Below are 25,933 nucleotides of genomic sequence, written 5' to 3'. Positions count from 1 at the left end.
AGCGCCGGCGCACCGTTCGCGCGCCGGTAGTAGGATTTCCCGGCGCCCGCGTGCGCGGGCGTGCCCCACGCAGAACCAAGGACAAACGGAGTCTCCAGCATGGCCCACGCATTCGCCCGCACCCGCAAGCGCTTCACCACCGCCTCCGGCAAGACCGGCCAGCTCTATTCGCTGCCGGCGCTGGCCAGGGAGTTCCCGCAGATCCGGCGCCTGCCGGTGTCGCTGCGCATCGTGCTGGAGTCGGTGCTGCGCAACTGCGACGGCCGGCGCGTGACCGAGGACAACGTGCGCCAGCTCGCCTGCTGGGCGCCGAATGCCGAGCGCACCGAGGAGATCCCCTTCGTCGTCGCCCGCGTGGTGCTGCAGGACTTCACCGGCGTGCCGCTGCTGGCCGACCTGGCCGCCATGCGCAGCGTCGCCGCGCGGCTGGACAAGCCGGTGCACCGCATCGAGCCGCTGGTGCCGGTGGACCTGGTGGTGGACCACTCCATCATGGTCGACTACTACGGCACGAAGAACGCGCTGGACCTGAACATGAAGCTGGAATTCCAGCGCAACCGCGAGCGCTACGAGTTCATGAAGTGGGGCATGCAGGCGTTCAAGACCTTTGGCGTGGTGCCGCCGGGCTTCGGCATCGTGCACCAGGTCAACCTGGAATACCTGGCGCGCGGCGTGCACAAGACCCGGGACGGGGTCTACTACCCCGACAGCCTGGTCGGCACCGACAGCCACACCACCATGATCAACGGCATCGGCGTCGTGGCCTGGGGCGTGGGTGGCATCGAGGCCGAGGCGGCGATGCTGGGCCAGCCGGTCTACTTCCTGACGCCCGACGTGGTCGGCTTCGAGCTGACCGGCCGGCTGCGCGAGGGCGTGACGGCCACCGACCTGGTGCTGACCGTCACCGAGATCCTGCGCCGGCACAAGGTGGTCGGCAAGTTCGTGGAGTTCTTCGGCGAGGGCACGCGCACGCTGGCCCTGCCCGACCGCGCCACCATCGGCAACATGGCGCCGGAGTACGGCGCGACCATGGGCTTCTTCCCGGTGGACGAGAAGACCATCGAGTACTTCAAGGGCACCGGCCGCAGCAAGGCCGAGATCGAGGCCTTCGAGGCCTACTTCCGCGCCCAGGGCCTGTTCGGCGTGCCGAAGGCCGGCGAGATCGACTACTCCCAGGTCGTCAGGCTCGACCTGGGCGACGTGACGCCCAGCCTCGCCGGCCCCAAGCGCCCGCAGGACCGCATCGAGCTGGGCAACGTCGCCACCCAGTTCCGCACGCTGTTCAGCAAGCCCGTGGCCGAGAACGGCTTCAACCAGCCGGCCGAGGTGCTGCTGACCCGCCACCAGGTGCGCGGCACCGACGAGCCGCTGCTGGACAAGGTGCCCGAGACGCCGCCCACGCCCAGCGGCGCGGCGCTGCCGGTGGCCGAGATGGAGGCCAACAAGTCCACGCTGGCCGCGGCCCGGCACGAGGCCGCGCCGCCGAAAAGGAAGGCGCCGGAGGTCGCGATCGGCAACGGCGACGTGCTGATCGCAGCCATCACCAGCTGCACCAACACCTCCAACCCCAGCGTGCTGCTGGCCGCCGGCCTGCTGGCGAAGAAGGCCGTGGAAGCCGGCCTGAAGGTGCAGCCGCACGTCAAGACCTCGCTGGCGCCGGGCTCGCGCATCGTCACCCAGTACCTGGAGGAAACCGGCCTGCTGCCCTACCTGGCCAAGCTCGGCTTCGCGCTGGCCGGCTACGGCTGCACCACCTGCATCGGCAACGCCGGCGACCTGGCGCCGGAGTTGAACGAGGTCATCACGAAGAACGACCTGGTCTGCGCCGCCGTGCTCTCGGGCAACCGCAACTTCGAGGCGCGCATCCACCCCAACCTCAAGGCCAACTTCCTGGCCAGTCCGCCGCTGGTGGTGGCCTACGCCATCGCCGGCACCGTGCTCAAGGACCTGATGACCGAGCCGGTCGGCAAGGGCAAGGGCGGCCGGGACGTGTACCTGGGCGACATCTGGCCGACGAGCGAGGAGATCCACGCGCTGATGCGCCACGCGATGAACGCCCGCGCCTACCGCGAGAACTACGCCAAGGTGAAAACCGAGCCCGGCAAGCTGTGGGAGAAGATCAAGGGCGTGACCGGCGACACCTACACCTGGCCGCCCAGCACCTACATCGCCGAGCCGCCGTTCTTCGCCGGCTTCACGCTGGCGCCGCCGGCGGCGGACGAGGCGGTCGCCGTGCGCGGCGCGCGCATCATGGCGCTGTTCGGCGACTCCATCACGACCGACCACATCTCGCCGGCCGGCTCCATCAAGGCCAGCGCGCCGGCCGGCCTGTGGCTGCAGGAGCACGGCGTTCAGAAGGCCGACTTCAACAGCTACGGCGCGCGCCGCGGCAACCACGACGTGATGATGCGCGGCACCTTCGCCAACGTGCGCATCAAGAACCTGATGATCCCGCCCGCGGCCGACGGCTCGCGCGAGGAAGGCGGCCTGACGCTGCTGCAGCCCACCGCGGCCGGCGCCCGCCCCGAGAAGATGCCCATCTACGACGCCGCGATGCGCTACATGGCCGCCGGCACGCCCACGGTGGTCTTCGCCGGCGAGGAGTACGGCACCGGCTCCAGCCGCGACTGGGCCGCCAAGGGCACGTTGCTGCTGGGCATCAAGGCCGTGGTCGCCAAGAGCTTCGAGCGCATCCACCGCAGCAACCTGGTCGGCATGGGCGTGCTGCCGCTGCAGTTCCGCCATGGCGAGAGCTGGGAGTCGCTGGGCCTGCAGGGCGACGAGACCATCGACATCGTGCCGGCCGCCGACCTGGCACCGCGCAGCAGCGCGACCATGGTCGTCACGCGCGCCGACGGCAGCACGCACGAGACCAGCCTGCTGCTGCGCATCGACACGCCGATCGAGGTCGAGTACTACCGGCACGGCGGCATCCTGCCGTACGTGCTGCGGCAGTTGCTGGAATGACGCGGGCCGCCGCCCAGCCCCTGCTGGCCGACGAATCCGAGGTCGAGGTCACGGCCATCCGCGCGCAGGGCGCGGGCGGGCAGAACGTCAACAAGGTGTCGAGCGCGATCCACCTGCGCTTCGACATCCCGGCCTCCTCGCTGCCCGAGGACGTGAAGGCCCGGCTGCTGGCGCTGCGCGACGGGCGCATCACGCAAAGCGGCGTGCTGGTCATCAAGGCCCAGCAGCACCGCACCCGGGACATGAACCGGCTCGACGCCTTCGCGCGCCTGCACGAGCTGGTGCAGAGCGTCGCGCGCCCGCCGCGCGTGCGCAAGCCGACCAAGCCGACCGCCGCCTCGCGCCTGCGGCGGCTGGAGGGCAAGAGCCGCCGCGCCAGCACCAAGGCCGGGCGCGAGCGGGTACCGGCCGAGTAGCGCCCCGGGACGGGCTGTATGCCACTCGCCGTTTGACGTTGCGCGGCGCGGCGTCGCATACTGGCCCGGCGGTGCCACACCACACCAGGGAACTCGGGCCGGCGGAGCGGGTCCGTGTCGCAGAGGGCGCCGGCGCGCTCCACCCGCCTTGCAAAGGACCTGCACCATGACCGGCACGAGCTTCAAGCCACTCGTCACCCACCACCTCTCGGGCCACGCGCTGCTGGCGCAGCCGGCGCCGGACAAGCCCGTCTCGCCCTCGTCGCCGGCGCTGGACGTCATGACCGATTTCCTGCTCACGCGGCCGGTGACGATCGCGCCCGACGCCAGCCTGTTCGCGGCCAACGAGGCCATGATCGCCCGCGGCGTGCGCATGCTGTTCGTGACCGAGGGCGACCGGCTGCTGGGCATCATCAGCACGCAGGACACGCTGGGCGAGCGCCCCATGCAGCTGCGCCACCAGGGCAAGGGCAGCGTGTTCGACCTGACCGTGGCCGACCTGATGCACCCTCTGTCCACGCTGGAAGTGCTGTCGCTGGCCGAGGTGCGGCACGCCCACGTCGGCGACCTGGTGGCCACGCTCAAGCGCCTGGGACGCCAGCACGTGCTGGTCAGCGACGGCGCGGCCGGTCAGCCGCTGGCGATCCGCGGCATGTTCTCGGCCACCCAGATCGGCCGCCAGCTCGGCGCGCCGGTGGAAACCTTCGAGCTGCCGCACACCTTCGCGCAGATCGAGGCCGCGCTGGCAGGCTAGATCGAGGCGCGGCACCCATGCAGCCACGCCAGGCCGCCAAACAAAGGCCCGTCGAGGCCGCCGGACGCGGCCGTCACGCCGGCTCCGCAGGCAGCGGCATGCCCTGCTCGACCAGGCTGGCGTGCAGCGCGGCACCCAGCGGCAGGATGTCGTCGTTGAAGTCGTAGCGGCTGTTGTGCAGGTGGTGGCCGCCGGACGCGCCCTGGCCCAGGCGCAGGTAGGCGCCCGGCCTGGCCTGCAGCATGAAGGAGAAATCCTCCGCGCCCATGCTGGGCTCCAGGTCGCGCACCACGCGGTCGGCGCCCACCAAGCCCTCGGCCACGTCGCCGGCGAAGCGGGCCTCGGCCGCGCTGTTGATCGTCGCCGGGTAGATGCGCTCGAAGCGCACCTCGGCGCGTGCGCCGAAACCCTGCGCGATGGCGCCGCACAGCTCGGCCAGGCGGCGCTCGATCAGTCCCTGCACGGCCGGGTCGAAGGTGCGCACCGTGCCGACCAGCGTGGCCTCGCCGGGCACCACGCTCATCGCGGAAAGGTCGCCGGCCTGCATCGCGCACAGGCTGACCACGGCCGCGTCGATCGGCCGCGTGTTGCGCGAGACGATGCTCTGCGCCGCCGTGATGATGTGCGCCGCCACCAGCACCGGGTCGACCGTCTGGTACGGGTGCGCGCCATGGCCGCCCCTGCCGGCCACGGTGATCGTCACGCGGTCGGCCGCGGCCATCATCGGGCCGCTGTTCAGGCCGACCGTGCCGGGCGGCAGGGCCGGCCAGTTGTGCATGGCGTAGACGGCATCGACCGGGAAGCGCTGGAACAAACCGTCCTGCACCATGGCGCGGGCGCCGGCATGCCCCTCCTCGCCGGGCTGAAAGATCAGCACGGCGGTGCCGTCGAAGCGGCGCGTCTCGGCCAGGTAGCGGGCGGCACCGACCAGCATGGCCGTGTGGCCGTCGTGGCCGCAGCCGTGCATCAGGCCGCTGCGCAGGGAGCGCCAGGCGCACTCGCCCTGCTCGGTCATCGGCAGCGCGTCCATGTCGGCGCGCAGGCCCAGCATGCGGCCGCTGGCCTGGCTGCGCCCGCGGACCACGCCGACCACGCCGGTCCCGGCGATCCCGGTGTGCACTTCGTCCACGCCGGCCAGGCGCAGCGCCTCGGCCACGCGGGCCGCGGTGTAGTACTCCTCGAAGCCCAGTTCCGGATGGGCATGCAGCTCGCGCCGCAGCGCGGTCAGCTCGGGATGGAACTGCGCGATGCGGGCGAAGGCCCGCCCGCCCGCCTGTAGCGTGGGGGCTCGCATCAATGTCCTCCTTGCCGGGCCAAGCGCAGTCGCGGAGCACCCCTCCGGCACAGGCGGGCGGCCAGGAATGCCGGCAGCCTCTGCATGGCATGGGCGAGGGACAAGAGCCGGGACAGCACGAACATCGGGCCTCTCAGGGACGTGAAAAAGCCGCCGGTCTTGCGACGCGGCGGCTTCGAACGCTGTGGTTCTCAGGCTGCCCGGTGGGCAGCACAAGAATCAGAACGTGTGAACCACACCCAGGCCGACGGCGTAGGGGTTGGCCGGGGCAGCGACCGCGGAGACGTTCTGGTCGTAGCCCTTGCCGTAGTCCACGTACAGCGTGGTGCGCTTGGACAGCGCGTAGTTGGCGAACACTTCCAGCGCCTTGATGTCGGCACCGGTGTTGCGGGCGTAGGCCACGCCGACGTTGGCAGCGCCGAGCGGGGCGGAGACCGCGAGGGTCCAGCCCTTGCCGCCGGCAAGACCAGTACCAGTGCTGCCAAAGTTGCCACCGTTAGCGACGAAGCCGTTGTAGTTCTTGACGCCTTCGCTTTCACGGCGGTTGTAGGTCGCAGCCACCTTCACGACGTCCAAGTTGTAGCTGGCACCCACGGCATACGCGGTCCGGTAACCGTTGGCCGCCTTGGTTTCGGCGACCGCGCCGATGGCCAGCGGGCCGTTGGCGTAGGACAGGCCCAGGCTGTACTGGTTCTTGGCAGCGGACGTGACGTTCGTGCCCTGCGCGTTAGCCTGGTCACCCTTGGCGATGAACGAGGCGCGCGCGACCACACCACCGAAGTTCGGCGAGGTGTACTTGAACTGGCTGCTGCGGCGCGAGCTGCCATACCACGTCACACCGCTGATGCCGCCACGGTCGTAGGCGGAAGAGTAGGCCGTGCCGTTCAGGTCGAAGGTACCCATGACGTCGGCACCGATGGACGTGGTGCGGCCCAGCTGCACCAGGCCCCAGCTGGCGCCGCCCAGGCCGACATAGGCTTCACGGCCGAAACTCAGGGTGCTGCTGCCGGTCGACAGGTCGAGACCACCGGTTTCCAGACCGAAACGGGCCGACAGGCCGCCGCCCAGGTCTTCCACGCCCTTGAAGCCGATGCGGGAGGTCGCCTGGAAGCCGTTGGGCGAACCGCCGTAGCCTTCGTCACCATTGTTCAGGCCCCACTTGCCACCCTTCAGCTTGCTGGCGCCGATGTCCAGCACGCCGTACAGCGTGACGGAAGATTGGGCCATGGCGGCACCGGAGGCGGCCAGCACAGCCAGCGCGATCAGACTTTTTTTCATTGCGAGATTCTCCAAGGTTAAACATAGGGCTCCGGTTCGAAGAGGGCGTCAGGTACTGGATACCTCTTTTCGCCTTCACCGGAGACCCGGGCCAACCTCCTGCTAGGAAGTTGGGCCTATTGCACCAGAGCCGATGGCCCAAGGCAAAAGAAATACCCTGGAATCACGCCATTCCGTCGTACCGCTACAACAGATCGACCAGCGCGCGTGGGCGATTGGCAACAGCCCCCCAGGGCCCGGCCGCTCGCAAGCCGACCCTATACTGGGCTTTTCCCCTTCCCCTCGCTCCTGCCGCATGGACCGCCTTCTCAGCACCGCCGATGCCGCGCTCCGCACGCTGTTCGTCCGCCCGCATGCCAGCCGCGCCTGCCCCACCGTGCCGGCCGAGGACACGGCACTGAGCGCGCAGGACAAGCGCCTGTCCGGCGCGTTGATGCGCGTGAACCATGTCGGGGAGGTCTGCGCCCAGGCGCTGTACACCGCCCAGGCCCTGGCGACCCGCGACGCCGGGCTCAGCGCCCATTTCCGGCAGGCGAGCCAGGAGGAAACCGACCACCTGGCCTGGACCGCGGAACGGCTGGAGGAGCTCGGCACGCGGCCTTCGCTGCTGAATCCGCTGTGGTACGCCGGCGCCTTCGCCCTGGGCCTGGTCGCCGGCCGGATCAGCGACCGGCTGAGCCTGGGCTTCGTCGTCGAGACGGAACAGCAGGTGGCGGAACACCTGGATTCGCATCTGGCGCGCCTGCCGGCCGCGGACCACGCGTCGCGCGCGATCGTCGCGCAGATGCGCGACGACGAACTGCGGCATGCGCACGAAGCCGCCGACGCCGGCGGCATCCCCCTGCCGCTGCCGGTGCGCGGGCTGATGCGCATGGCGGCCAAGGTCATGACGACCACGGCCCACTACATCTAGCAGGAACGCCGGCCCGTCAGGCCGGCTGCAGCAGTTCGAAGCTGGTCGTGATCTCGGCGGTCTTGCCGAGCATGATGGTCGCGGAGCAGTACTTGTCGTGGCTCATGGCGATGGCGCGCTCCACGGCGGCGGGCGGCACGTCCTTGCCCGTCACGGTGAAATGCATGTGGATCCTGGTGAACACCTTGGGGTCCGTGTCCGCCCGCTCGGCGCTGAGCTTGACCGAGCAGCCGCGCACGTCGTGCCGGCCGCGCTTGAGGATCAGCACGACGTCGTAGGCGGTGCAGCCGCCGGCGCCGGCCAGTACCGTCTCCATCGGCCGCGGCGCCAGGTTGCGGCCGCCGTTCTCCGGCCGCGCGGCGTCCGGCGCGCCGTCCATCGCCAGCACGTGGCCGCTGCCGGTCTCGGCCACGAAACCCATGCCCGATTGCGTGCCGGCCGCGCCGGTCCAACTCACTGTGCACTCCATCCCTGATCTTTCCCGAGCCCTGGACTCGCTCATGTTTGCGTGGAAGCAACGAATTCTTCACGGAATTCGCGCGCTGGCAGGTCACCGATGTTGCGACGCACAAAAGATGGCTATACTTCGTTCCATCGCATCGCAATTGCGGTGCACCGATTGTCTCCTCCACCCTCCGAAAAGGTGGATTAGCCCCGAGTCGAAAGACTCGGGGCTTTTTCTTGGCCGCTCCCGGCCGGCCGCCGTGCTGTGCGCCGGGTTCTATGATCCCGCCCTCCCCTGACCGCCCCGCTCCCGCTGCCATGCCTTCTTCGACCCCGCCCCTGTCGCCCGCCGATTATCTGAAGAAGATCCTGACCGCCCGGGTCTACGACGTGGCCGTGGAGTCGCCGCTGGAGCCGGCGCGCAGCCTGAGCCAGCGCCTGCACAACACCGTGCTGCTCAAGCGCGAGGACCAGCAGCCGGTGTTCAGCTTCAAGCTGCGCGGCGCCTACAACAAGATGGCGCAGCTGTCGCCGGCGCAGCTGAAGAAGGGCGTGATCTGCGCCTCCGCCGGCAACCACGCCCAGGGCGTGGCGATGAGCGCGCGCAAGCTCGGCACGCGGGCCGTGGTGGTCATGCCCACGACCACGCCGCAGCTGAAGATCGACGCCGTGCGCAGCCTGGGCGGCGAGGTCGTGCTGCACGGCGACAGCTATTCCGACGCCTACCAGCATGCCGCCCGGCTGGAGAAGAAGGAGCGCCTGACCTTCGTGCACCCGTTCGACGACCCGGACGTGATCGCCGGCCAGGGCACGATCGCGATGGAGATCCTGCGCCAGCTGCAGGGCCTGGGCTCGCACCACCTGGACGCCGTGTTCGTGGCCATCGGCGGCGGCGGCCTGATCGCCGGGGTGGCCAACTACATCAAGGCGGTGCGGCCGGAGATCCGGGTCATCGGCGTGCAGATGAACGATTCGGACGCCATGGCCCGCTCGGCCGAGGCCGGCGAGCGCGTGGCGCTGGACGACGTGGGCCTGTTCTCCGACGGCACGGCGGTCAAGCTGGTCGGCGAGGAGACCTTCCGCGTCGCCAGCAGCGGGCTGGTGGACGATTACATCCGCGTGGACACCGACGCCGTCTGCGCCGCGATCAAGGACATCTTCGTGGACACGCGCAGCATCGTGGAGCCGGCCGGCGCACTGGCCGTGGCCGCGATCAAGCAGTACGTGGCCACGCACAAGACGCGCGGCGAGACCTACGCCGCCATCCTGTGCGGCGCCAACATGAACTTCGACCGGCTGCGCTTCGTCGCCGAGCGCGCCGAGGTCGGCGAGGAGCGCGAGGCGCTGTTCGCGATCACGCTGCGCGAGGAGCGCGGCAGCTTCCGGCGCTTCTGCGAGGCGGTGGGCGCGCTGCCGGGCGGTCCGCGCAACGTGACCGAGTTCAACTACCGCATCAGCGATGCCGAGCAGGCCCACGTGTTCGTCGGGCTGACCACGCAGGGCAAGGGCGAGTCCGCCAAGCTCAAGGCCCGCTTCGAACGCAGCGGCTTCCAGGCGCTGGACCTGACGCACGACGAACTGGCCAAGGAGCACGTGCGCTACATGGTCGGCGGCTGTTCGCCGCTGGCGCGCGACGAGCGGCTGCTGCGCTTCACCTTCCCCGAGCGGCCCGGCGCGCTGCTGAAGTTCCTGAGCCTGATGCGGCCGAACTGGAACATCAGCCTGTTCCACTACCGCAACCAGGGCGCCGACTACGGCCGCATCCTGGTCGGCATGCAGGTGCCGGCGGCGGACGACAAGGCCTTCCGCAAGTTCCTCGGCACGCTGGGCTACCCCTGGGTCGAGGAGACCGACAACCCGGTCTACCGCCTGTTCCTGCGCCACTGAGGACCGCGGCGCCATGCAGGGGCTGCGCCACTACCTGATCGCGCTGCAGTTCTTCACCCGCGTGCCGGTGACCGGACGGCTGGCGGCCTGGGTCGGCTTCAGCCCGGCCATGCTGCGGGCCGCGGCCGCGCACTTTCCCGGCATCGGCTGGCTGGTGGCGGCCTGCGTGGGCGCGGCCAGCGCCGCGCTGTGGCAGCTGCTGCCGGCGCAGGGGTTCACGCCGCTGGCGGTCGCGGCGCTGGGCACGGCCGCCGGCGTGCTGCTGACCGGCGGCTTCCACGAGGATGGACTGGCCGACGTCGCCGACGGCCTGGGCGGCAGCCTGGACCGCGAGCGCGCGCTGGACATCATGAAGGACTCGCGCGTCGGCGCCTTCGGCGTGATGGCGCTGGCGCTGGCGCTGCTGGCCAAGGTGGCGCTGCTGGCCGTGCTGGGCGCCGCCGGCCTGGCGCCGCTGCTGTGGAGCCTGCTGGGCGCGCACGTGCTGTCGCGTCTGCTGCCGCTGGCCCTGCCGGCCCTGCTGCCGCATGTGGGCGACACGGCCCGCTCCAAGAGCAAGCCGCTGGCCGACCACGTGGGCGGCCGCACGCTGGCGGTCGCGCTGCTGTGGACGGCGCCGGCGCTGCTGGCCGTCGCCCTCGCGCTGGGGGCGGCCCTGGCGCTGTGGGCCAGCCTGTGCAGTCTTGCTGCGGTGGCCTGGATGTTCCGGCTGTTCCGCCGCCGGCTGCAGGGCTTCACCGGCGATGCGCTGGGCGCCACGCAGCAGGTCTGCGAGATCGCGTTCTACCTGGGCGCGGCCTGCGCGCTGGGACGCGGCTGATGCAGCTCTGGTTGCTGCGGCACGCGGACGTGCAGCAGGCCGCCGGCCTGTGCTACGGCGCCACCGACGTGCCGGCGCAGGCGGACCGGACCGAAGCCTGCGCCGTGCGGCTGGCCCCGCTGCTGCCGCACGGCGTGCGGGCCTGGACCTCGCCGCTGCGCCGCTGCCGCGCGCTCGCCGACGCGCTGCAGGCGCTGCGCCCGGACCTGCAGGCCACGGCCGACCCGCGCCTGGCCGAGATGGACTTCGGCACCTGGGAGGGCCAGTCCTGGGACGCCATCGGCCCGGACGCGCTGGCGGCCTGGACCGCCGACTTCCTGCACCACCGGCCCGGCGGCGGGGAGTCGGTCGCGCAGTTCCTGGCGCGCGTGCGGCAGGCCTTGGAGGAATACGCCGCCCCGGGCGGCGCACACGGCCTGTGGATCACCCATGCCGGCGTGATCAAGGCCGTGCGCCTGCTGCACGCCGGCACACGCATCGCGCGCGCCGACGAATGGCCGCGGGACAGCGTCGCCTGCGGCGACTGGCTGGTGCTGGATCTGCCGCCTAGCGGCGGATGAGCGGCGGCAGCTCCAGCGTGGCCACCGGCGGCGCATCCGGGCCGGGCGCCAGCACCGCCTTGCGCGCCTCGACCGAGGCCAGCAGCACGCCGGGCTCGATCTCGGCACCGACGCGGAATGGCCTGGGCGGCTGGCCGGCCACCGCGATCAGCGCGGCACCGCCGCGGCGCCGGTCGGCCACGACGCCGGTCAGCACGTAGCGGTTGCCGGCCACCGCCACCGGGGCGGCCGCCAGCTGCGCGGACGCGCCCAGCGCACGCGCCACGGCCGCGACGTCGGCCTGCGCCGGCGCCGTGCGCGCCACCGGCACCGCGGTGGACGGCCCGGCCGGGCCGAGCAGCCGCAGCCCCCAGTACGCCGCGCTGGCCAGCGCCAGCGCCCAGACCGCGAACGTGGTCAGGCGCACCGCCCAGGGCCTGCCGGCGCGGGCGGGGTCGGAAACGGAGCGCAACATGCGGCGATTATCATGGAACGCTTCGCCCCGGTTGTGCTCCACCTCGCCATGACATCGCTGCCTTCCCTCCGCCGCCGCATGCAGGCCGGCTTCACACTGATCGAGCTGATGGTCGTGCTCGTGATCATCGGCGTGCTGGCTGCGCTGATCGTGCCCAACGTGCTGGACCGCGCCGACGATGCGCGCGCCACCGCCGCCAAGACCGACGTGGCCAACCTGATGCAGGCGCTGCGCATGTACCGGCTGGACAACCAGCGCTACCCGACGGCCGAGCAGGGCCTGCAGGCCCTGGTGGCCAAGCCCACCGCCAACCCGGTGCCGCCGAACTGGAAGCCCTATGTCGAGAAGCTGCCGAACGACCCCTGGGGCCGCCCCTACCAGTACCTGAACCCCGGCGTGCGGGGCGAGATCGACGTGATGTCCTTCGGCGCCGACGGCCAGGCCGGCGGCGAGGGCAAGGATGCGGACATCGGCAGCTGGCAATAGGCCGGGCAGGCCACCGCGCGGCGCCGGCTTCACGCTGCTGGAGCTGCTGGTCGTGGTGGCCATCGTCGCGCTGGCCAGCGCCGGCGTCGGCTTCGCGCTGCGCGACACCGCCGCCAGCGTGCTGGAGCGCGAGGCCGAGCGGCTGGCCGCGCTGTTCGAGGCCGCGCGCGCGCAGTCGCGCACCAACGGCCTGCCGGTGCGCTGGCGCGCCTCCGGGGACGGCTTTCGCTTCGACGGCGCGCTGCCCGGCACGCTGCCGCAGCACTGGCTGAGCCAGGACACCGTCGTGGCCGACCAGGCCAGCGTGCTGCTCGGGCCCGACCCCATCATCGGCGCCCAGGCGCTGGAACTGCGCAGCGCCAGCCGCCCGGGGCTGGCGCTGCGGGTCGCCACCGACGGCGTGCGCCCGTTCACCGTGCAGACGCCGCCAGCGGTGCAGCCGTGAACCGGCTGCGCGGCTTCACGCTGGTCGAGGTGCTGGTCGCGCTGGGCATCGTCGCGATCGCGCTGCTGGCCGGGCTGCAGGCCACCGGCGCCCTGACGCGCAACGCCACGCGCCAGTCCGACCTGCTGCTGGCCCAGCTGTGCGCCGAGAACGAACTGGCCGAACTGCGCCTGGGCCGCCGGTTCCCCGGCGTCGGCGACACCGACCTCGCCTGCGAGCAGGCCGGCCGGCAGTTCCGCGTGCACCTGGCGGTGCGGCCCACGCCGAACCCGAGCTTTCGCCGCATCGACGCCCAGGTGCTGGAGCACGACCGGCCGGTGCTGAACATCACCACCATCCTGGGGCGCTACTGAGCATGCCCGCACGCAGCCGCGGCTTCACGCTGGTCGAACTGCTGGTCGCGCTGGCCGTCATGGCCCTGGTCGCGGTCATGAGCTGGCGCGGCCTGGACGGCATGACGCGCGCGCAGGCGCAGACGCGCGCGCACACCGATGCGGTGCTGGCGCTGCAGACCGGCCTGGCGCAGTGGACGGCCGACCTGGACGCGATGCTGGAACTGCGCGAGCTGCCGGCCCTGGACTGGGACGGCCGCACCCTGCGCATCGTGCGCGCAGCCAGCCTGCCCGGCCAGGGCGGCCCGCAGATCGTGGCCTGGACACTGCGCGGCGTGGCCGCCGGCGGCCAGTGGATGCGCTGGCAGTCGCCGGTGCTGCACAGCCGCGCCGAACTGCTGCAGGCCTGGGACAGCGCCGCGCTGTGGGCGCAGAACCCCGGCAGCGAGGCGCGCCGCTACGAGGTCGCCGTCATGCCGCTGGCGGACTGGCGCATCTTCTATTACCGGTCCAACGCCTGGACCAACCCGCTGTCCAGCCCGGACACGCGCGCAGCCGCGGGTGCCGGAACCGGCACCCCGCAGTTGCCCGACGGCGTGCGCCTGCAGCTGGAGCTGCCGCCCGGCGGCGTGGTCTCCGGCGTGCTGACGCGCGACTGGGCCCGCCCCACCGTGGGAGGCGGGCTGCCATGAACGCCGCCCGGCGGGACAGGATCGGCACGCCGGCGGGCGCCGCCCGCGCCCAGCGCGGCGCCGCGCTGCTGCTGGCCATGCTGACGGTGATGCTGGTCGCCACCTTCGCCGCCACCGCGCTGTGGCAGCAGTGGCGCGCGGTCGAGGTCGAGACCGCCGAGCGCGCGCGCAGCCAGTCGGCCTGGGTGCTGGTCGGCGCGCTGGACTGGGCGCGGCTGATCCTGCGCGAGGACGCGCGCGCCGCCAACATCGACCACCTGGCCGAACCCTGGGCCGTGCCGCTGCAGGAGTCGCGCCTGTCCACCTTCCTGGCCGCGCAGGGCGGCGCGCTGCAGGGTGGTGACGAGGACCTGCCCGACGTCTTCCTGTCCGGCCGCATCGTCGACCTGCAGTCGCGGCTGAACATCGACAACCTCGTCAGCGCGCAGGGCGAGCCGAATGCCAAGGCGCTGCAGGCCTTCACCCGGCTGTTCGAGCTGCTGGGCCTGCCGCCGCAGGAACTGGAGACGATGGCCAGCAACCTGCAGCACGCGCGCCCGGCACAGCTGGCGCAAGGCGCGGACGTGCCGCTGTGGCCGCAGCGCTTCGAGCAGCTGGCCTGGGTCGGCCTGTCGCCGGACACGCTGCGCGCGCTGGCGCCGCACGTCACCGTGCTGCCGCAGCACACCACCGTCAACCTGAACACCGCCAGCGCCGAGGTCATCGCCGCCGCCGTCGAGGGGCTGGATCTGGCCGAGGCGCAGCGGCTGGTCGACGCGCGCGCGCGCAGCGCGCTGCGCAACGTCGACGAAGCCGCGCGCATCCTGGAACGCGAGGCCAGCGCGTTCACCCCGGGCGACTTCAGCGTGCGTTCGGACTTCTTCGAGGTGCACGGCCGGCTGCGCATGGACGCCGTGCTGGTGCAGGAACGCTCGCTGCTGCGGCGCAGCGGCGCCACCGTGACCACGGTCTGGCGCGAGCGCGTGCGCGGCGAGGTGCTGCAATGACCGCCCCGCCGCGTTCACGGACGGTCCCTACAATCGCCGGCCGCATGCCCTGCCCCGCGCACGCGCGCGCCGGCGGGCCCTGCACGGAGAGGAGCGAGTGAGCACCCTGATCGTCGTGCTGCCCCGGGAAACCCCCGGCGCAGCGACCCCCCTGGAATACCTCCTGAGCGCCGACGGCCGCAGCGTGGACCGGCACGAGCACGCCGCCGCGGCGCTGCTGCCGGCCGCGCGCGAGGTCGTGGCGCTGGTGCCGGCGCAGGCGCTGTCCTGGCACCGCGTGACGCTGCCCAAGGGCGCGCTGGCGCGCGGCGCGGCCGGCACGCCGCGCCTGCGCGCGCTGCTCGAAGGGCTGCTGGAAGACCAACTGCTCGACGAACCGTCGGCCGTGCACTTCGCGCTCGAAAGCGGCGCCCGCGCCCAGGCGCCGGCCTGGGTGGCCAGCTGCGACCGCGCCTGGCTGCGCGCCTGCCTGGCGCTGCTGGAGGCCGCGCGCCGGCCGGCCGCGCGCGTGGTGCCGGAACTGGCGCCCGGCACCGAGCAGGTGCAGGTCATCGGCACGCCCGATGCGCCGCTGCTGGCCTACAGCGGCGCCCAGGGGGCCAGCGTGCTGCCGCTGGCCGCCCCCGCGCTGCAATGGGCGCTGGCCCAGGCCGGCGCGGCCGAGGGCATGCCGGTCCTGGCCGAACCCGGCGTGGCCCGGCTCGCCGAGGAGCTGGGCGCCCACCCGGTCCAGCTGCGCAGCAGCGCCGAGCGCTGGCTGCAGGCGGCGGCCGCCACCGGCAGCTGGGACCTGGCCCAGTTCGACCTCGCCAGCTCCGACCGCCGCCGCGCGCTGCAGAGCACGCTGCGCCGCGTGGCCGCGCTGGCACGCGGCCCCGAATGGCGTGCCGCGCGCTGGGGCGCCGGCGTGCTGGTCGCCGCCCACCTGGTCGGCGTGAACGCCTGGGCCTGGAAGGAATCGGCGGCGCTGCGCGACAAGCGCGCCGCCGTCGACGGCATGCTGACCGGCACGTTTCCCGGCGTGCGCGCGGTAGTGGACGCCCCGGTGCAGATGGCGCGCGAAGTCGCGCTGCTGCGCCAGTCCGCCGGCAGCAGCACGCCGCGCGACCTGGAGGCCATGCTGGGCGCGCTGGGCGCGGCGCTGCCGCCGGGCCAGAACCTGCAGGCCGTGGACTACGGCAACGGCGAGGCGCGCGTGCGCGGCCTGGCGATGGCGCCGCCGGCCGCCGCCGCGCTGAACGACCGGCTGCGCCCCCACGGCCTGGCCGCCCAGCCCGAAGGCGAGCGCTGGCTGCTGCGCCCGCTGCCGGCCGCCGGAGCCGCGCCGTGATGCGCGCCGCCGCCCGGGCCGAATGGCTGCAGGTCCTGCGCACGCGCTGGAACCTGCTGGCCCCGCGCGAGCGCGCCGGCCTGGTGCTGGCCGGCGTGCTGGTGGCCGTGGCGCTGCTGTGGTGGGTGCTGCTGGGCCCGGCGCTGGCCACGCTGCGCCACGCCGAGGCGCAGCACCAGCAGCTCGACGCCCGGCTGCAGGCCATGCGCAGCCTGCAGTCCGAAGCCATGGCGCTGCAGAACCAGCCGCGCATCACCTACGACGACGCGCTGCGCGCGCTGGAGGCCTCCGTGCGCCAGCGCCTGGGCGCCACCGCCCAGCTCAGCGTGGCCGGCGAGCGCGCGACGCTGACGCTCAAGGCCGCCGAGCCCGAGGCCCTGGCCCGCTGGCTGGCGCAGGCGCGCGTGAATGCGCGCGCCATGCCGGCCGAGGCACGCCTGACCCGCACGCCGGGACCGGCCACCGCCCCCGCGCGCTGGGACGGTTCCCTGGTGCTGACGCTGCCGGCGCGCTGATGGCCGTGGCCCGCCCGCGCTCCACCGCGCCCCGCGCCGCCACCGCCCGGGGCGCGGCCTGGCTCGGCGCCGGCTGCGGGCTGCTGGCCGGGCTGGTGCTGTTCGCGCCGGCGCGCTGGCTGGCCGCCGCCGTCGAGCACGGCAGCGGCGCGCGCGTGCTGCTGCGCGAACCGCGCGGCAGCGTCTGGACCGGCTCGGCCCAGCTGGTGCTGGCCGGCGGCGCCGGCAGCCGCGACGCCGTCGCCCTGCCCGACCGGCTGCACTGGCGCATCCGGCCCGCCTGGCAGGGCCTGCAGGTGGCGCTGCGGGCCGCATGCTGCATGGACCAGGACTGGCAGCTGACCGCGCGCCCCAGCTGGACCGGCGGCGCCGTGGCGCTGGCCGACGGCCGCTCGCACTGGCCGGCGACCGTGCTGGCCGGCCTGGGCACGCCGTGGAACACGGTGCAGCCCGAAGGCAGCCTGCTGCTGTCCACGCAGGGCCTGTCGTTGGCCTGGGTCGCCGGCCGGCTGCGCATGGACGGCCGCCTGCAGCTCGATGCGGCCGACGTCTCCTCGCGGCTGTCCACGCTCCGGCCCATGGGCAGCTACCGGCTGACGCTGGCCGGCGGCGACGACGCCGGGCCGCGCCTGCAGTTGGAGACCCTGGCCGGTGCGCTGCAGCTCAGCGGCAGCGGACAATGGACGGGTTCGCGCCTGCGCTTCCAGGGCGAGGCCAGCGCCGCGCCGGACCGGGTCGATGCCCTGTCCAATTTCCTGAACATCATTGGCCGACGCAATGGCCTGCGTTCGACCATCCAAGTGGGCTAGCCCGATGAACACTCTTGCGAACCGTCGATTCCCGCCGCCGCCCGCCGCCTGCGCGCTGGCCGCCGCACTGCTGTGCGGCGCGCTGCCGGCCGCCGCGCAGCCGCTGGCACCGAACCCGGTGCAGCTCAACCCGGTGGTGCCGAACCCGCCGCCGCAGGCCGCCCCCGCCGGCGCCGGCGGCCCGTCCACCGTCCGCCTCACGCCCAGCGGCCCGCGCCCCGGCGACCCGGTGACGCTGAACTTCCAGAACGCCGACATCGAGGCCGTGGCCCGCACCATGGCCACCATCACCGGCCGCAACGTGGTGGTCGACCCGCGCGTGCGGGGCACGATGAACCTGTCCACCGACCGGCCGGTGCCGCCGTCGGTGGCCTACGGCCAGTTCATCGCGGCGCTGCGCATGCAAGGCTTCACCGTGGTCGATGCGGCCGGGCTGGACAAGGTGGTGCCCGAGGCCGATGCCAAGCTGCAGGGCGGCCCGGTCAGCATCAGCGCGGGGCCTGGCGAGGGCCTGCCCTCGGGCAACCAGATCGTCACGCAGATCTTCCGGCTGAACCACGAGAGCGCCAACAACCTGGTGCCGGTGCTGCGCCCGCTGATCAGCCCGAACAACACCATCAACGCCAACCCCGGCACCAATTCGCTGGTCATCACCGACTACGCCGACAACCTGCGCCGGCTGGCGCGCGTGATCGCGGCGATGGACGTGTCCAACGCCACCGACGTGGAGGTGATCCCGCTGCGCCACGCGATCGCCAGCGACCTGGCGCCGCTGGTGGCGCGGCTGATCGAGCCGGGCAGCAGCGGCGCCGCGCCGGTGCCCGGCCAGGCCGCCGACACCTCGTTCCGCACCACGCTGCTGGCCGAGCCGCGCAGCAACGCGCTGGTGGTGCGCACCGCCAACGCGGCGCGCATGAACCTGGTGCGCACGCTGGTCGCCCAGCTGGACCAGCCGCCCGCGCCCGGCTCGGGCGCCTCGACCGGCAACATCCACGTCGTTTACCTGAAGAACGCCGACGCGGTGAAGCTGGCGACCACGCTGCGCGCCGCCCTCGGCGCCGCCGGCGGCGCCAGCAGCGGCGGCACGGGCCCGTCCGGCAGCGGCGGCGGCGGCAGCAGCAGCCTGCCCAGCCTGTCCTCGCAGAACCAGGGCATCCTGCAGACCTCCACCAGCGGCAGCACCGGCAACAGCTTCGGCAGCAGCGCCGGCACCGGCAGCGGCACGCTGGGCGGGTCCACCTTCAACCAGTCCGGCAACCAGCCGTCCACCGGCGGCCAGATCCAGGCCGACCCCTCGACCAACTCGCTGATCATCTCGGCGCCCGACCCGCAGTACCGCCAGCTGCGCGCCGTGATCGACAAGCTGGACGGCCGCCGCGCCCAGGTGCTGGTCGAGAGCCTGATCGTCGAGGTCAACGCCGAGAAGGCGGCCGAGTTCGGCATCCAGTGGCAGACGCTGCTGGGCGGCGGCGCCAACCACATCGGCGTGATCGGCACCAACTTCTCGGTCGGCGGGCAGAACATCCTGAACCTGCAGCTGGGCAACATGCTGGCGGCCTCGGGGTCGGGCGACTTCGTGGCGCCCTCCACCGGCGCCAACCTGGGCTACATCCACCGCACGCGCGGCAACTACCTGCTGGGCTTCCTGGCGCGCTTCCTGGAATCCAAGGGCGACGGCAACATCCTGTCCACGCCCAACCTGCTGACGCTGGACAACGAGGAGGCGCGCATCATCATCGGCGAGAACGTGCCCTTCGTGACCGGCTCGTACACCAACAGCACCAGCACCAGCAGCGGCACCGTCAACCCGTTCCAGACCTACGAGCGCCAGGACGTGGGCCTGACGCTGCGCGTGCGGCCGCAGATCAACGAGAACGGCACCGTGAAGATGGCGATCTACCAGGAGAGCTCGGCCGTCAAGGGCGGCACGGAATCCTTGCCCAGCGGCCCGACCACGACCAAGCGCGCGATCGAGTCCACGGTGCTGGTGGACGACGGCTCCATCATCGTGCTCGGCGGCCTGCTGCAGGACCAGTATTCCGGCAGCCAGGACAAGGTGCCCGGCGCCGGCGACATCCCGTTCTTCGGCAACCTGTTCAAGAGCGAGTCGCGGCTGCGCAAGAAGACCAACCTGATGGTGTTCCTGCGGCCCGTGGTGGTGCGCGACAACCAGTCCGCCGAGCAGCTGACCATGGACCGCTACGACCTGATGCGCGTCGGCCAGCAGCAGGCGCAGCCGGAAGAGAGCGCGCTGGTCCGCGTCAACGAGGCCCCGGTGCTGCCGGAGCAGCCGCTGCGCCGCCCGGCCCAGCCGGCGCCGGTGCCCTCGCCGCTGCTGCCGCCGTCCACCAACCTGCAGACCCAGCCGCCGGGCAGCACGTCGCAGCCCGTGAACCAGCCGTGACACGCCACCCGCTGCCCTACGCCTTCGCGCGCAGCCAGCAGCTGCTGCTGGAGGAGGACGGCCTGGGCGGGCCGACGCTGTGGCTGCACCCGGCCACGCCGCCGGCGGCGGTGGCCGAGGTCATGCGCCGGCATGCCGTGCGGCAGGTGCAGTCGCTGCCGCAGGCGGCGCTGGCGCAGCGCATCAGCGCGGCCTACGCGCAGGGCGAGTCCAACGCCGCGGCCGTGGTCAGCGAGGTCGAGAGCGATGCCGACCTGTCGCGCATGATGCAGGAGCTGCCGGCGGTGGAGGACCTGCTGGAGACCTCCGACGACGCGCCCATCATCCGCATGCTGAACGCGCTGCTCACGCAGGCCGCGCGCGACGGCGCCAGCGACATCCACATCGAGCCCTACGAGCGCCATTCCAGCGTGCGCTTCCGCGTGGACGGCACGCTGCGCGAGGTGGTGCAGCCCAACCGCGCGCTGCACGCCGCGCTGATCTCGCGCCTGAAAATCATGGCCGAGCTGGACATCTCCGAGAAGCGGCTGCCGCAGGACGGGCGCATCAGCCTGCGCATCGGCACGCGCGCGGTGGACGTGCGCGTGTCCACGCTGCCCAGCGCGCACGGCGAGCGCGCGGTGCTGCGCCTGCTGGACAAGTCCGAGTCGCGCATCAGCCTGGCCTCCGTCGGCATGCAGGGCGAGGTGCTGGCCCGGCTGAAGGCGCTGATCGCCCAGCCGCACGGCATCATCCTCGTGACCGGCCCCACGGGTTCGGGCAAGACCACCACGCTGTACGCGGCGCTGGGCGAGCTGGACGCCGGGCGCGCCAACATCATGACGGTGGAGGACCCGATCGAGTACGAGCTGCCCGGCATCGGCCAGACCCAGGTCAACGCCAAGATCGACCTGACCTTCGCCAAGGCCCTGCGCGCGATCCTGCGGCAAGACCCGGACGTGATCATGATCGGCGAGATCCGCGACTTCGAGACCGCGCAGATCGCCATCCAGGCCTCGCTGACCGGCCACCTGGTGCTGGCCACGCTGCACACCAACGACGCCGCCAGCGCCGTGACGCGGCTGATCGACATGGGCGTGGAGCCGTTCCTGCTCAGCTCCTCGCTGCTGGGCGTGCAGGCCCAGCGGCTGGTGCGCAAGCTGTGCACCGCCTGCCGCGGCGCCGGCTGCGAGGCCTGCGGCCAGACCGGCTACCAGGGCCGCACCGGCGTGTTCGAGCTGCTGGTCGCCGACGAGCGCATCCGCGCCCTGGTGCACAACCGCGCCGCCGAGGCCGACATCCGCGCCACCGCGCAGCAGGCCGGCATGCTGCTGATGCGCGAGGACGGCGAGCGCCTGGTGGCGGCCGGCATCACCTCGCGCGAGGAACTGCTGCGCGTGACGAGGGACTGACGTGCCCGCCTACGCCTTCGAAGCCGTCGATGCCGAGGGCGCGACCCGCAAGGGCGTGCTGGAGGCCGACACCGCGCGCGCCGCGCGCAGCATGCTGCGCGCGCAGGCGCTGGTGCCGCTGTCGGTCGAGCCGGTCGGCGCCCAGGCCGCGCCGGGCGGCGGCCCCGCGCGGCGCGCGCTGTTCGCCGGCCGGGTGTTCCGCGGCACCGCGCTGGCGGTCTGGACGCGCCAGCTCGCCGGCCTGGTGGCGGCCGGCCTGCCGCTGGAGCGCGCACTGACCGCGCTGACCGAGGAGGCCGAGGACGAGCGCCAGCGCCACCTGCTGGCCGCGCTGCGCGCGGAGGTCAATGCCGGCGCCTCGTTCGCCAAGGCGATGGCCCAGCACCCGGGCGAGTTCAGCCCGATCTACACGGCCGTGGTCGGCGCCGGCGAGCACAGCGGCAAGCTGGGCCTGGTGCTGGAGCGCCTGGCCGACGACCTGGAAGCCCGCCAGGAACTCAAGGCACGCCTGATCGGCGCGGCGCTGTACCCGGCCATCGTGACGCTGGTGGCCATCGTGATCGTGATGTTCCTGGTCGGCTACGTGGTGCCGCAGGTCGCCAACGTGTTCGCCGGCACCAAGCGCGCGCTGCCGTTCCTGACGGTGGTCATGCTCGCCATCAGCGACCTGGTGCGCACGCACGGCTGGTGGATCGCGCTGGCGCTGCTGGCCGGCGGCGTGCTGCTGCGGCTCGCGCTGCGCGGCGAGGGCGCGCGCCAGCGCTTCGACGCCATGGTGCTGCGCCTGCCGCTGGTCGGCCGGCTGGCCGCCGGCTACAACGCGGCGCGCTTCACCAGCACGCTGGCCATGCTGGCCGCGGCCGGCGTGCCCATCCTGCGCGCGCTGCAGGCCGCGGCCGAGACGCTGAACAACCGCGCCATGCGCGCCGACGCGCTGGACGCGCTGGTGCTGGTGCGCGAGGGCGCGCCGCTGGCCTCGGCGCTGGCGCAGAAGAAGCGCTTCCCGGGCCTGGTGGCCATGTTCGCGCGGCTGGGCGAGCAGACCGGCGAGCTGCCGACCATGCTGCAGCGCGCCGCGCGCCAGATCGGCGGCGAGGTGCAGCGCCGCGCGCTGGCACTGGCGACCATCCTGGAGCCGCTGCTGATCGTGGCCATGGGCGTGATCGTGATGCTGATCGTGCTGGCCGTGCTGATGCCCATCATCCAGCTGAACCAGTTCGCGAGGTGAATGGCCCACCACCGGTCCGCGCGCTGCGCGCCCTGCCAACCCCTTCCAGGGGCGCAGGGCCGCGGCTGCAAGCCGGCCTGCGCAGGCCTGGTCGGCCCGACGCGGCGGCTCCTCAGCAGCCGCTGCGGCCTGCAAGACACGCCTGCGGCCTGGCAGCGCCAGTGCCGCGGCGTCTTGTTGGCATGGCCTGCTCCGCGGCCTCGGGAGCGGCGGCTTGCCGCCCGGTTTCGTGGACGGCGAATGGCGCGCCGCGCCGTGGAGAACTGACATGCCCGTGACGCTGGACGACAAGCTCGTGGTCGCGATCTCCTCGCGCGCGCTGTTCGACCTGGAGGAGGAGAACCGCGTGTTCGAGGCCGGCGACGCACGCGCCTACATGCAGTTGCAGCTCGACCGGCTGGACGTGCCGGCCCGGCCCGGCGTGGCCTTCTCGCTGGTGCGCAAGCTGCTCGCCTTCAACGATGCGCAGCAACAGCGCGTGGAGGTGGTGGTGCTGTCGCGCAACGACCCGGTCAGCGGCATGCGCGTGTTCCGCTCGGTGCGCGAGGCCGGCATCAAGCTCGAGCGCGGCGTGTTCACGCAGGGGCGCGACCCGTTCGGCTACCTGCGGCCGCTGCGCGCCCACCTGTTCCTGTCGGCCAACGAGGCCGACGTGCGCGAGGCGCTGGCGCAGGGCTTCCCGGCCGCGCGCGTGCTGACGGAATCGGCCCAGGCCGGCATCAACCACCCGGACGAGGTGCGCATCGCCTTCGACGGCGACGCGGTGCTGTTCTCCGACGAGGCCGAGCGCATCTACCAGGCCCAGGGGCTGGACGCCTTCCAGTTGCACGAGACCGACAAGGCCGCGCTGCCGCTGCCGGACGGCCCGTTCAAGCCGCTGCTGGCCGCGCTGCACCGGCTGCAGCAGGCCGGCACCGCGCGCATGCGCATCCGCACGGCGCTGGTCACGGCGCGCAGCGCACCGGCGCACGAGCGGGCGATCCGCACGCTGATGAACTGGAACATCGCGGTCGACGAGGCCATGTTCCTGGGCGGCCTGCCCAAGGGCGAGTTCCTGCGCGAGTTCGAGCCCGACTTCTTCTTCGACGACCAGACCAGCCACGTGCGTTCCGCGGCACGCCACGTGCCGGCCGGCCACGTGCACCACGGCATCGCCAACCCACCCGCCGGCTGACGAAATGCCCTTGAGGGCTGCTATTCTTTTCCCTCCATCAACGCAGGAGGAAGACATGCAGACCCAACCATCCACCGTGCGCCGCTGGGCGCTGGCACTGGCCGTGGCGCTGGCCGGCCTGGCCGGCGCGCCGGCCCAGGCCGCCGACGCCGAATCGGGCCTGGCGGCCGTCTACACGCCGCGGCTGAACGGCCACCGCACGGCGTCCGGCGAGCGCTACGACAAGAACGCGCTGACCGCCGCGCACAAGACGCTGCCGTTCGGCACCAAGGTCCGGGTGACGAGCGAGCGCACCCACAAGAGCGTGGTGCTGCGCATCAACGACCGCGGGCCGGTGCAGGAAGGCCGGGTGCTGGACATCTCCTCGCAGGCGGCGCGCGCACTGGGCCTGCACCCGCGCGACCTGGCGCGCGTCAAGGTCGAAGTGGTCGGCCACGCGCCAGCCCGCCGCGCCGGCCAGCATCGCCGGGCGGCTTAAGCCTCGCCTCAGCCCGGCCCGCGGCCGGGCCGCTAGCATGGCCGCGCCCTCCCTGACGACACGGCGCCCCATGCAACTCCACGAACGCCTCGCGCTCACGCGCCAGCAGATGCGCCGGATCTGGCGCCTGTCCCTGCCCTACTTCCAGTCCGAGGAGAAATGGCGCGCCCGCGGCCTGCTGGCCGCGATCGTGGCGCTGAACCTGGGCGGCGTGTGGCTGCTGGTGCAGTACAACGACTGGTACCGCGTGTTCTACGACGCGCTGCAGGAGAAGAACCAGGCCGTGTTCTGGCAGCAGCTGGGCCGCTTCGCGCTGATCGCCTTCGGCATGATCGTGCTGGCGGTCTACCGCTTCTACCTGACGCAGCTGCTGGAACTGCGCTGGCGCGCCTGGCTGACGCGCCACTGCCTGCAGCGCTGGATGGCGCACCAGGCCTTCTACCGGCTGGAACTGGCCCGCTACGGCCAGGCGCAGAACGGCGCGGTGCCGGACAACCCGGACCAGCGCATCCAGGAAGACCTGAACCTGTTCACCACCTACACGGTGTCGCTGACCATGGGCGCCTTCAAGGCGGCGCTGACGCTGGCCAGCTTCGTCGGCGTGCTGTGGGGGCTGTCGGGCGCGTTCGCGTTCGAGCTCGGCGGGCACCACGTGGAGGTGCCCGGCGTCATGGTCTGGCTGGCCGTGCTGTACTGCCTGGCCGGCAGCCTGGTCACGCACTTCATCGGCCGGCCGCAGATCGGGCTGAACTTCCGCCAGCAGCGGCTGGAGGCCGACTTCCGCCACCACATGGTGCGCGTGCGCGAGTACAGCGAGGCGATCGCGCTGGACCGCGGCGAGCCGGTCGAGCACGCGCAGCTGGACCTGCGCTTCTCGCGCGTGCTGGCCAACTACCTGGACCTGCTGCGCGCGCAGAAGCGGCTGATCTGGTTCAGCAGCTTCTTCGGCCAGGCGGCGGTGATCTTCCCGTTCCTGGTGGCGGCGCCGCGCTTCTTCAGCGGCGCCATCCAGCTCGGCGATCTGATGCAGATCTCCTCGGCCTTCGGCCAGGTGCAGGAATCGCTGGCCTGGTTCGTCGACAACTACCAGGAGCTGGCGACCTGGCGCGCGACGACCGACCGGCTGACCAGCTTCGAGGACAGCCTGGCCGCGCAGGCCGAGCCCGGGCCGCTGCAGCACGCGCGCCGCCAGGACGGCGGGCTGGCCGCGCACGACCTGACGGTCGCGCTGCCGGATGGCACGCCGCTGCTGGCCGGGCTGGACCTGGCCGTCGGCGGCGGCGAGCGCGTGCTGGTCAAGGGCCCGTCCGGCAGCGGCAAGTCCACGCTGCTGCGCGCGCTCGCCGGCATCTGGCCGCACGCCAGCGGCCGGGTGGCGCTGCCGGCCGAGGCGATGTTCATCCCGCAGCGGCCCTACTTCCCGGACGGCGCGCTGCGCGACGCGCTGGCCTACCCCGAGCCGGCGGCCCGCTACGACGACGACGCGCTGCGCGCGGCGCTGCGCGACGCCCGGCTGCCGCAGCTGCAGGACCGGCTGGACGCGCACGACGCCTGGAGCCAGAAGCTCTCCGGCGGCGAGCAGCAGCGCCTGGCCATCGCCCGCGTGCTGCTGAAGAAGCCGTGCTGGATCCTGGCCGACGAGGCGACCAGCGCGCTGGACCCGGCCGCCGAGCAGGACCTGTACGCCCGGCTGGCCGCCACCGCCCAGGCCGGCGGCGGTAGCCTGGTGTCGGTCGCGCACCGGCCCGGCCTGGCGGGCCTGCACGACACGGTCTGGGAACTGGTGCCCGGCGCCGGCGACGGCCGGGGCGCACGCTGGCAGCTGCGCCGGCAGGCCGCGGCCCCCGGCAGCTGACACGGGCGGTTGACCCCGGCA

General features: G+C 72.7%; 25 protein-coding genes. 21 read left to right on the top strand and 4 right to left on the bottom strand.

The genetic code is table 11. The annotated features are described in order from the left end of the window. The first annotated feature begins 99 nt into the window (after positions 1 to 99). From QM782_RS12165 to QM782_RS12155, 3 genes are all read left to right on the top strand, one after another. Positions 100 to 2,967, top strand: coding sequence for an aconitate hydratase (locus QM782_RS12165; RefSeq protein ID WP_415203171.1), 2,868 nt, complete (start codon positions 100 to 102; stop codon positions 2,965 to 2,967). Beyond that, positions 2,964 to 3,383 carry an alternative ribosome rescue aminoacyl-tRNA hydrolase ArfB gene (gene arfB, locus QM782_RS12160; protein ID WP_415203170.1) on the top strand — a complete coding sequence of 140 codons (420 nt, stop codon included), beginning with the start codon at positions 2,964 to 2,966 and terminating at the stop codon, positions 3,381 to 3,383. The genes QM782_RS12165 and arfB overlap by 4 nt, the downstream gene beginning before the upstream one ends. 166 nt (positions 3,384 to 3,549) lie before the next feature. Continuing rightward, entirely contained in the window at positions 3,550 to 4,137 is a 588-nt protein-coding gene (locus QM782_RS12155) for a CBS domain-containing protein (protein WP_415203169.1), read from the top strand. Between the two features lie 73 nt (positions 4,138 to 4,210). Here QM782_RS12155 and QM782_RS12150 read toward each other — a convergent pair whose 3' ends face one another. Both QM782_RS12150 and QM782_RS12145 read right to left on the bottom strand, forming a co-directional pair. After that, positions 4,211 to 5,431: a M20 aminoacylase family protein gene (locus tag QM782_RS12150; protein ID WP_415203168.1), complete on the bottom strand. Its 1,221-nt coding sequence runs from the start codon at positions 5,429 to 5,431 to the stop codon at positions 4,211 to 4,213. 219 nt (positions 5,432 to 5,650) lie between these two features. Next, positions 5,651 to 6,709 carry a porin gene (locus tag QM782_RS12145; protein ID WP_415203167.1) on the bottom strand — a complete coding sequence of 353 codons (1,059 nt, stop codon included), beginning with the start codon at positions 6,707 to 6,709 and terminating at the stop codon, positions 5,651 to 5,653. A gap of 295 nt (positions 6,710 to 7,004) precedes the next feature. Between QM782_RS12145 and coq7 the strand changes: the two genes are divergently transcribed. Continuing rightward, positions 7,005 to 7,622 carry a 2-polyprenyl-3-methyl-6-methoxy-1,4-benzoquinone monooxygenase gene (gene coq7 / locus QM782_RS12140; RefSeq protein WP_415203166.1) on the top strand — a complete coding sequence of 206 codons (618 nt, stop codon included), beginning with the start codon at positions 7,005 to 7,007 and terminating at the stop codon, positions 7,620 to 7,622. A 16-nt stretch (positions 7,623 to 7,638) separates the two neighbouring features. On the opposite strand, the gene QM782_RS12135 is transcribed toward coq7, so the two are convergent. After that, positions 7,639 to 8,091 carry an OsmC family protein gene (locus tag QM782_RS12135; protein WP_415203165.1) on the bottom strand — a complete coding sequence of 151 codons (453 nt, stop codon included), beginning with the start codon at positions 8,089 to 8,091 and terminating at the stop codon, positions 7,639 to 7,641. A gap of 293 nt (positions 8,092 to 8,384) precedes the next feature. Between QM782_RS12135 and ilvA the strand changes: the two genes are divergently transcribed. From ilvA to QM782_RS12120, 3 genes are read left to right on the top strand one after another with little or no spacing between them, the layout of a single operon-like run. After that, positions 8,385 to 9,953 carry a threonine ammonia-lyase, biosynthetic gene (ilvA, locus tag QM782_RS12130; protein WP_415203164.1) on the top strand — a complete coding sequence of 523 codons (1,569 nt, stop codon included), beginning with the start codon at positions 8,385 to 8,387 and terminating at the stop codon, positions 9,951 to 9,953. A 13-nt stretch (positions 9,954 to 9,966) separates the two neighbouring features. Continuing rightward, positions 9,967 to 10,773 (top strand): adenosylcobinamide-GDP ribazoletransferase, encoded by an 807-nt coding sequence (locus QM782_RS12125; protein WP_415203163.1) that lies wholly within the window; start codon positions 9,967 to 9,969, stop codon positions 10,771 to 10,773. Continuing rightward, on the top strand, positions 10,773 to 11,333 hold the full coding sequence (locus QM782_RS12120; protein ID WP_415203162.1) for a histidine phosphatase family protein: 561 nt from the start codon (positions 10,773 to 10,775) through the stop codon (positions 11,331 to 11,333). Before QM782_RS12125 ends, QM782_RS12120 begins: the two co-directional genes overlap by 1 nt. Here the strand turns inward: QM782_RS12120 and QM782_RS12115 are convergent. Then, positions 11,320 to 11,787, bottom strand: a complete 468-nt coding sequence (locus QM782_RS12115) for a type II secretion system protein N (protein ID WP_415203161.1) — start codon at positions 11,785 to 11,787, stop codon at positions 11,320 to 11,322. The two genes, QM782_RS12120 and QM782_RS12115, sit on opposite strands and share 14 nt — an antisense overlap. Positions 11,788 to 11,835: 48 nt before the next feature. On the opposite strand from QM782_RS12115, the gene gspG reads away from it, so the two are divergent. The 14 genes from gspG to QM782_RS12045 all read left to right on the top strand — a co-directional run bounded on the left by gspG (position 11,836) and on the right by QM782_RS12045 (position 25,912). Further along, entirely contained in the window at positions 11,836 to 12,273 is a 438-nt protein-coding gene (gspG, locus tag QM782_RS12110; RefSeq protein ID WP_415203160.1) for a type II secretion system major pseudopilin GspG, read from the top strand. Then, entirely contained in the window at positions 12,248 to 12,718 is a 471-nt protein-coding gene (locus tag QM782_RS12105) for a Tfp pilus assembly protein FimT/FimU (RefSeq protein ID WP_415203159.1), read from the top strand. The genes gspG and QM782_RS12105 overlap by 26 nt, the downstream gene beginning before the upstream one ends. Then, the gene (gspI, locus tag QM782_RS12100) at positions 12,715 to 13,071 is read left to right on the top strand and encodes a type II secretion system minor pseudopilin GspI (protein WP_415203158.1); all 357 of its coding nucleotides are present in this window, start codon (positions 12,715 to 12,717) and stop codon (positions 13,069 to 13,071) included. Before QM782_RS12105 ends, gspI begins: the two co-directional genes overlap by 4 nt. A 2-nt stretch (positions 13,072 to 13,073) precedes the next feature. Beyond that, positions 13,074 to 13,742, top strand: a complete 669-nt coding sequence (locus QM782_RS12095) for a type II secretion system protein J (RefSeq protein WP_415203157.1) — start codon at positions 13,074 to 13,076, stop codon at positions 13,740 to 13,742. Continuing rightward, positions 13,739 to 14,728 (top strand): type II secretion system minor pseudopilin GspK, encoded by a 990-nt coding sequence (gene gspK, locus QM782_RS12090; protein WP_415203156.1) that lies wholly within the window; start codon positions 13,739 to 13,741, stop codon positions 14,726 to 14,728. The genes QM782_RS12095 and gspK overlap by 4 nt, the downstream gene beginning before the upstream one ends. A gap of 97 nt (positions 14,729 to 14,825) precedes the next feature. Then, positions 14,826 to 16,058, top strand: a complete 1,233-nt coding sequence (gspL, locus tag QM782_RS12085) for a type II secretion system protein GspL (protein WP_415203155.1) — start codon at positions 14,826 to 14,828, stop codon at positions 16,056 to 16,058. Beyond that, the gene (gene gspM / locus QM782_RS12080) at positions 16,058 to 16,573 is read left to right on the top strand and encodes a type II secretion system protein GspM (protein ID WP_415205638.1); all 516 of its coding nucleotides are present in this window, start codon (positions 16,058 to 16,060) and stop codon (positions 16,571 to 16,573) included. Before gspL ends, gspM begins: the two co-directional genes overlap by 1 nt. Continuing rightward, positions 16,573 to 17,382, top strand: coding sequence for a type II secretion system protein N (gene gspN, locus QM782_RS12075; protein WP_415203154.1), 810 nt, complete (start codon positions 16,573 to 16,575; stop codon positions 17,380 to 17,382). The genes gspM and gspN overlap by 1 nt, the downstream gene beginning before the upstream one ends. A gap of 4 nt (positions 17,383 to 17,386) precedes the next feature. After that, on the top strand, positions 17,387 to 19,786 hold the full coding sequence (gene gspD / locus QM782_RS12070; protein WP_415203153.1) for a type II secretion system secretin GspD: 2,400 nt from the start codon (positions 17,387 to 17,389) through the stop codon (positions 19,784 to 19,786). Further along, complete coding sequence (locus QM782_RS12065) at positions 19,783 to 21,177, top strand: GspE/PulE family protein (RefSeq protein ID WP_415203152.1); 1,395 nt, start codon at positions 19,783 to 19,785, stop codon at positions 21,175 to 21,177. The genes gspD and QM782_RS12065 overlap by 4 nt, the downstream gene beginning before the upstream one ends. Before the next feature lies 1 nt (position 21,178). Next, a complete protein-coding gene (gspF, locus tag QM782_RS12060; RefSeq protein ID WP_415203151.1) occupies positions 21,179 to 22,405 on the top strand; it encodes a type II secretion system inner membrane protein GspF in 1,227 nt (408 codons plus the stop codon). 268 nt (positions 22,406 to 22,673) lie between these two features. Continuing rightward, positions 22,674 to 23,579, top strand: coding sequence for a 5'-nucleotidase (locus QM782_RS12055; protein ID WP_415203150.1), 906 nt, complete (start codon positions 22,674 to 22,676; stop codon positions 23,577 to 23,579). A 55-nt stretch (positions 23,580 to 23,634) separates the two neighbouring features. Next, a complete protein-coding gene (locus tag QM782_RS12050; protein ID WP_415203149.1) occupies positions 23,635 to 24,057 on the top strand; it encodes a septal ring lytic transglycosylase RlpA family protein in 423 nt (140 codons plus the stop codon). A gap of 70 nt (positions 24,058 to 24,127) precedes the next feature. Then, a complete protein-coding gene (locus QM782_RS12045) occupies positions 24,128 to 25,912 on the top strand; it encodes an ABC transporter ATP-binding protein/permease (protein ID WP_415203148.1) in 1,785 nt (594 codons plus the stop codon). Positions 25,913 to 25,933 lie beyond the last annotated feature (21 nt).

The organism is Pseudorhodoferax sp., from assembly GCF_047601025.1.
Classification (GTDB): domain Bacteria; phylum Pseudomonadota; class Gammaproteobacteria; order Burkholderiales; family Burkholderiaceae_C; genus Pseudorhodoferax.
Note: the sequence above shows the minus strand (reverse complement) of the source record. Positions and strands in the feature narration are given on the sequence as shown.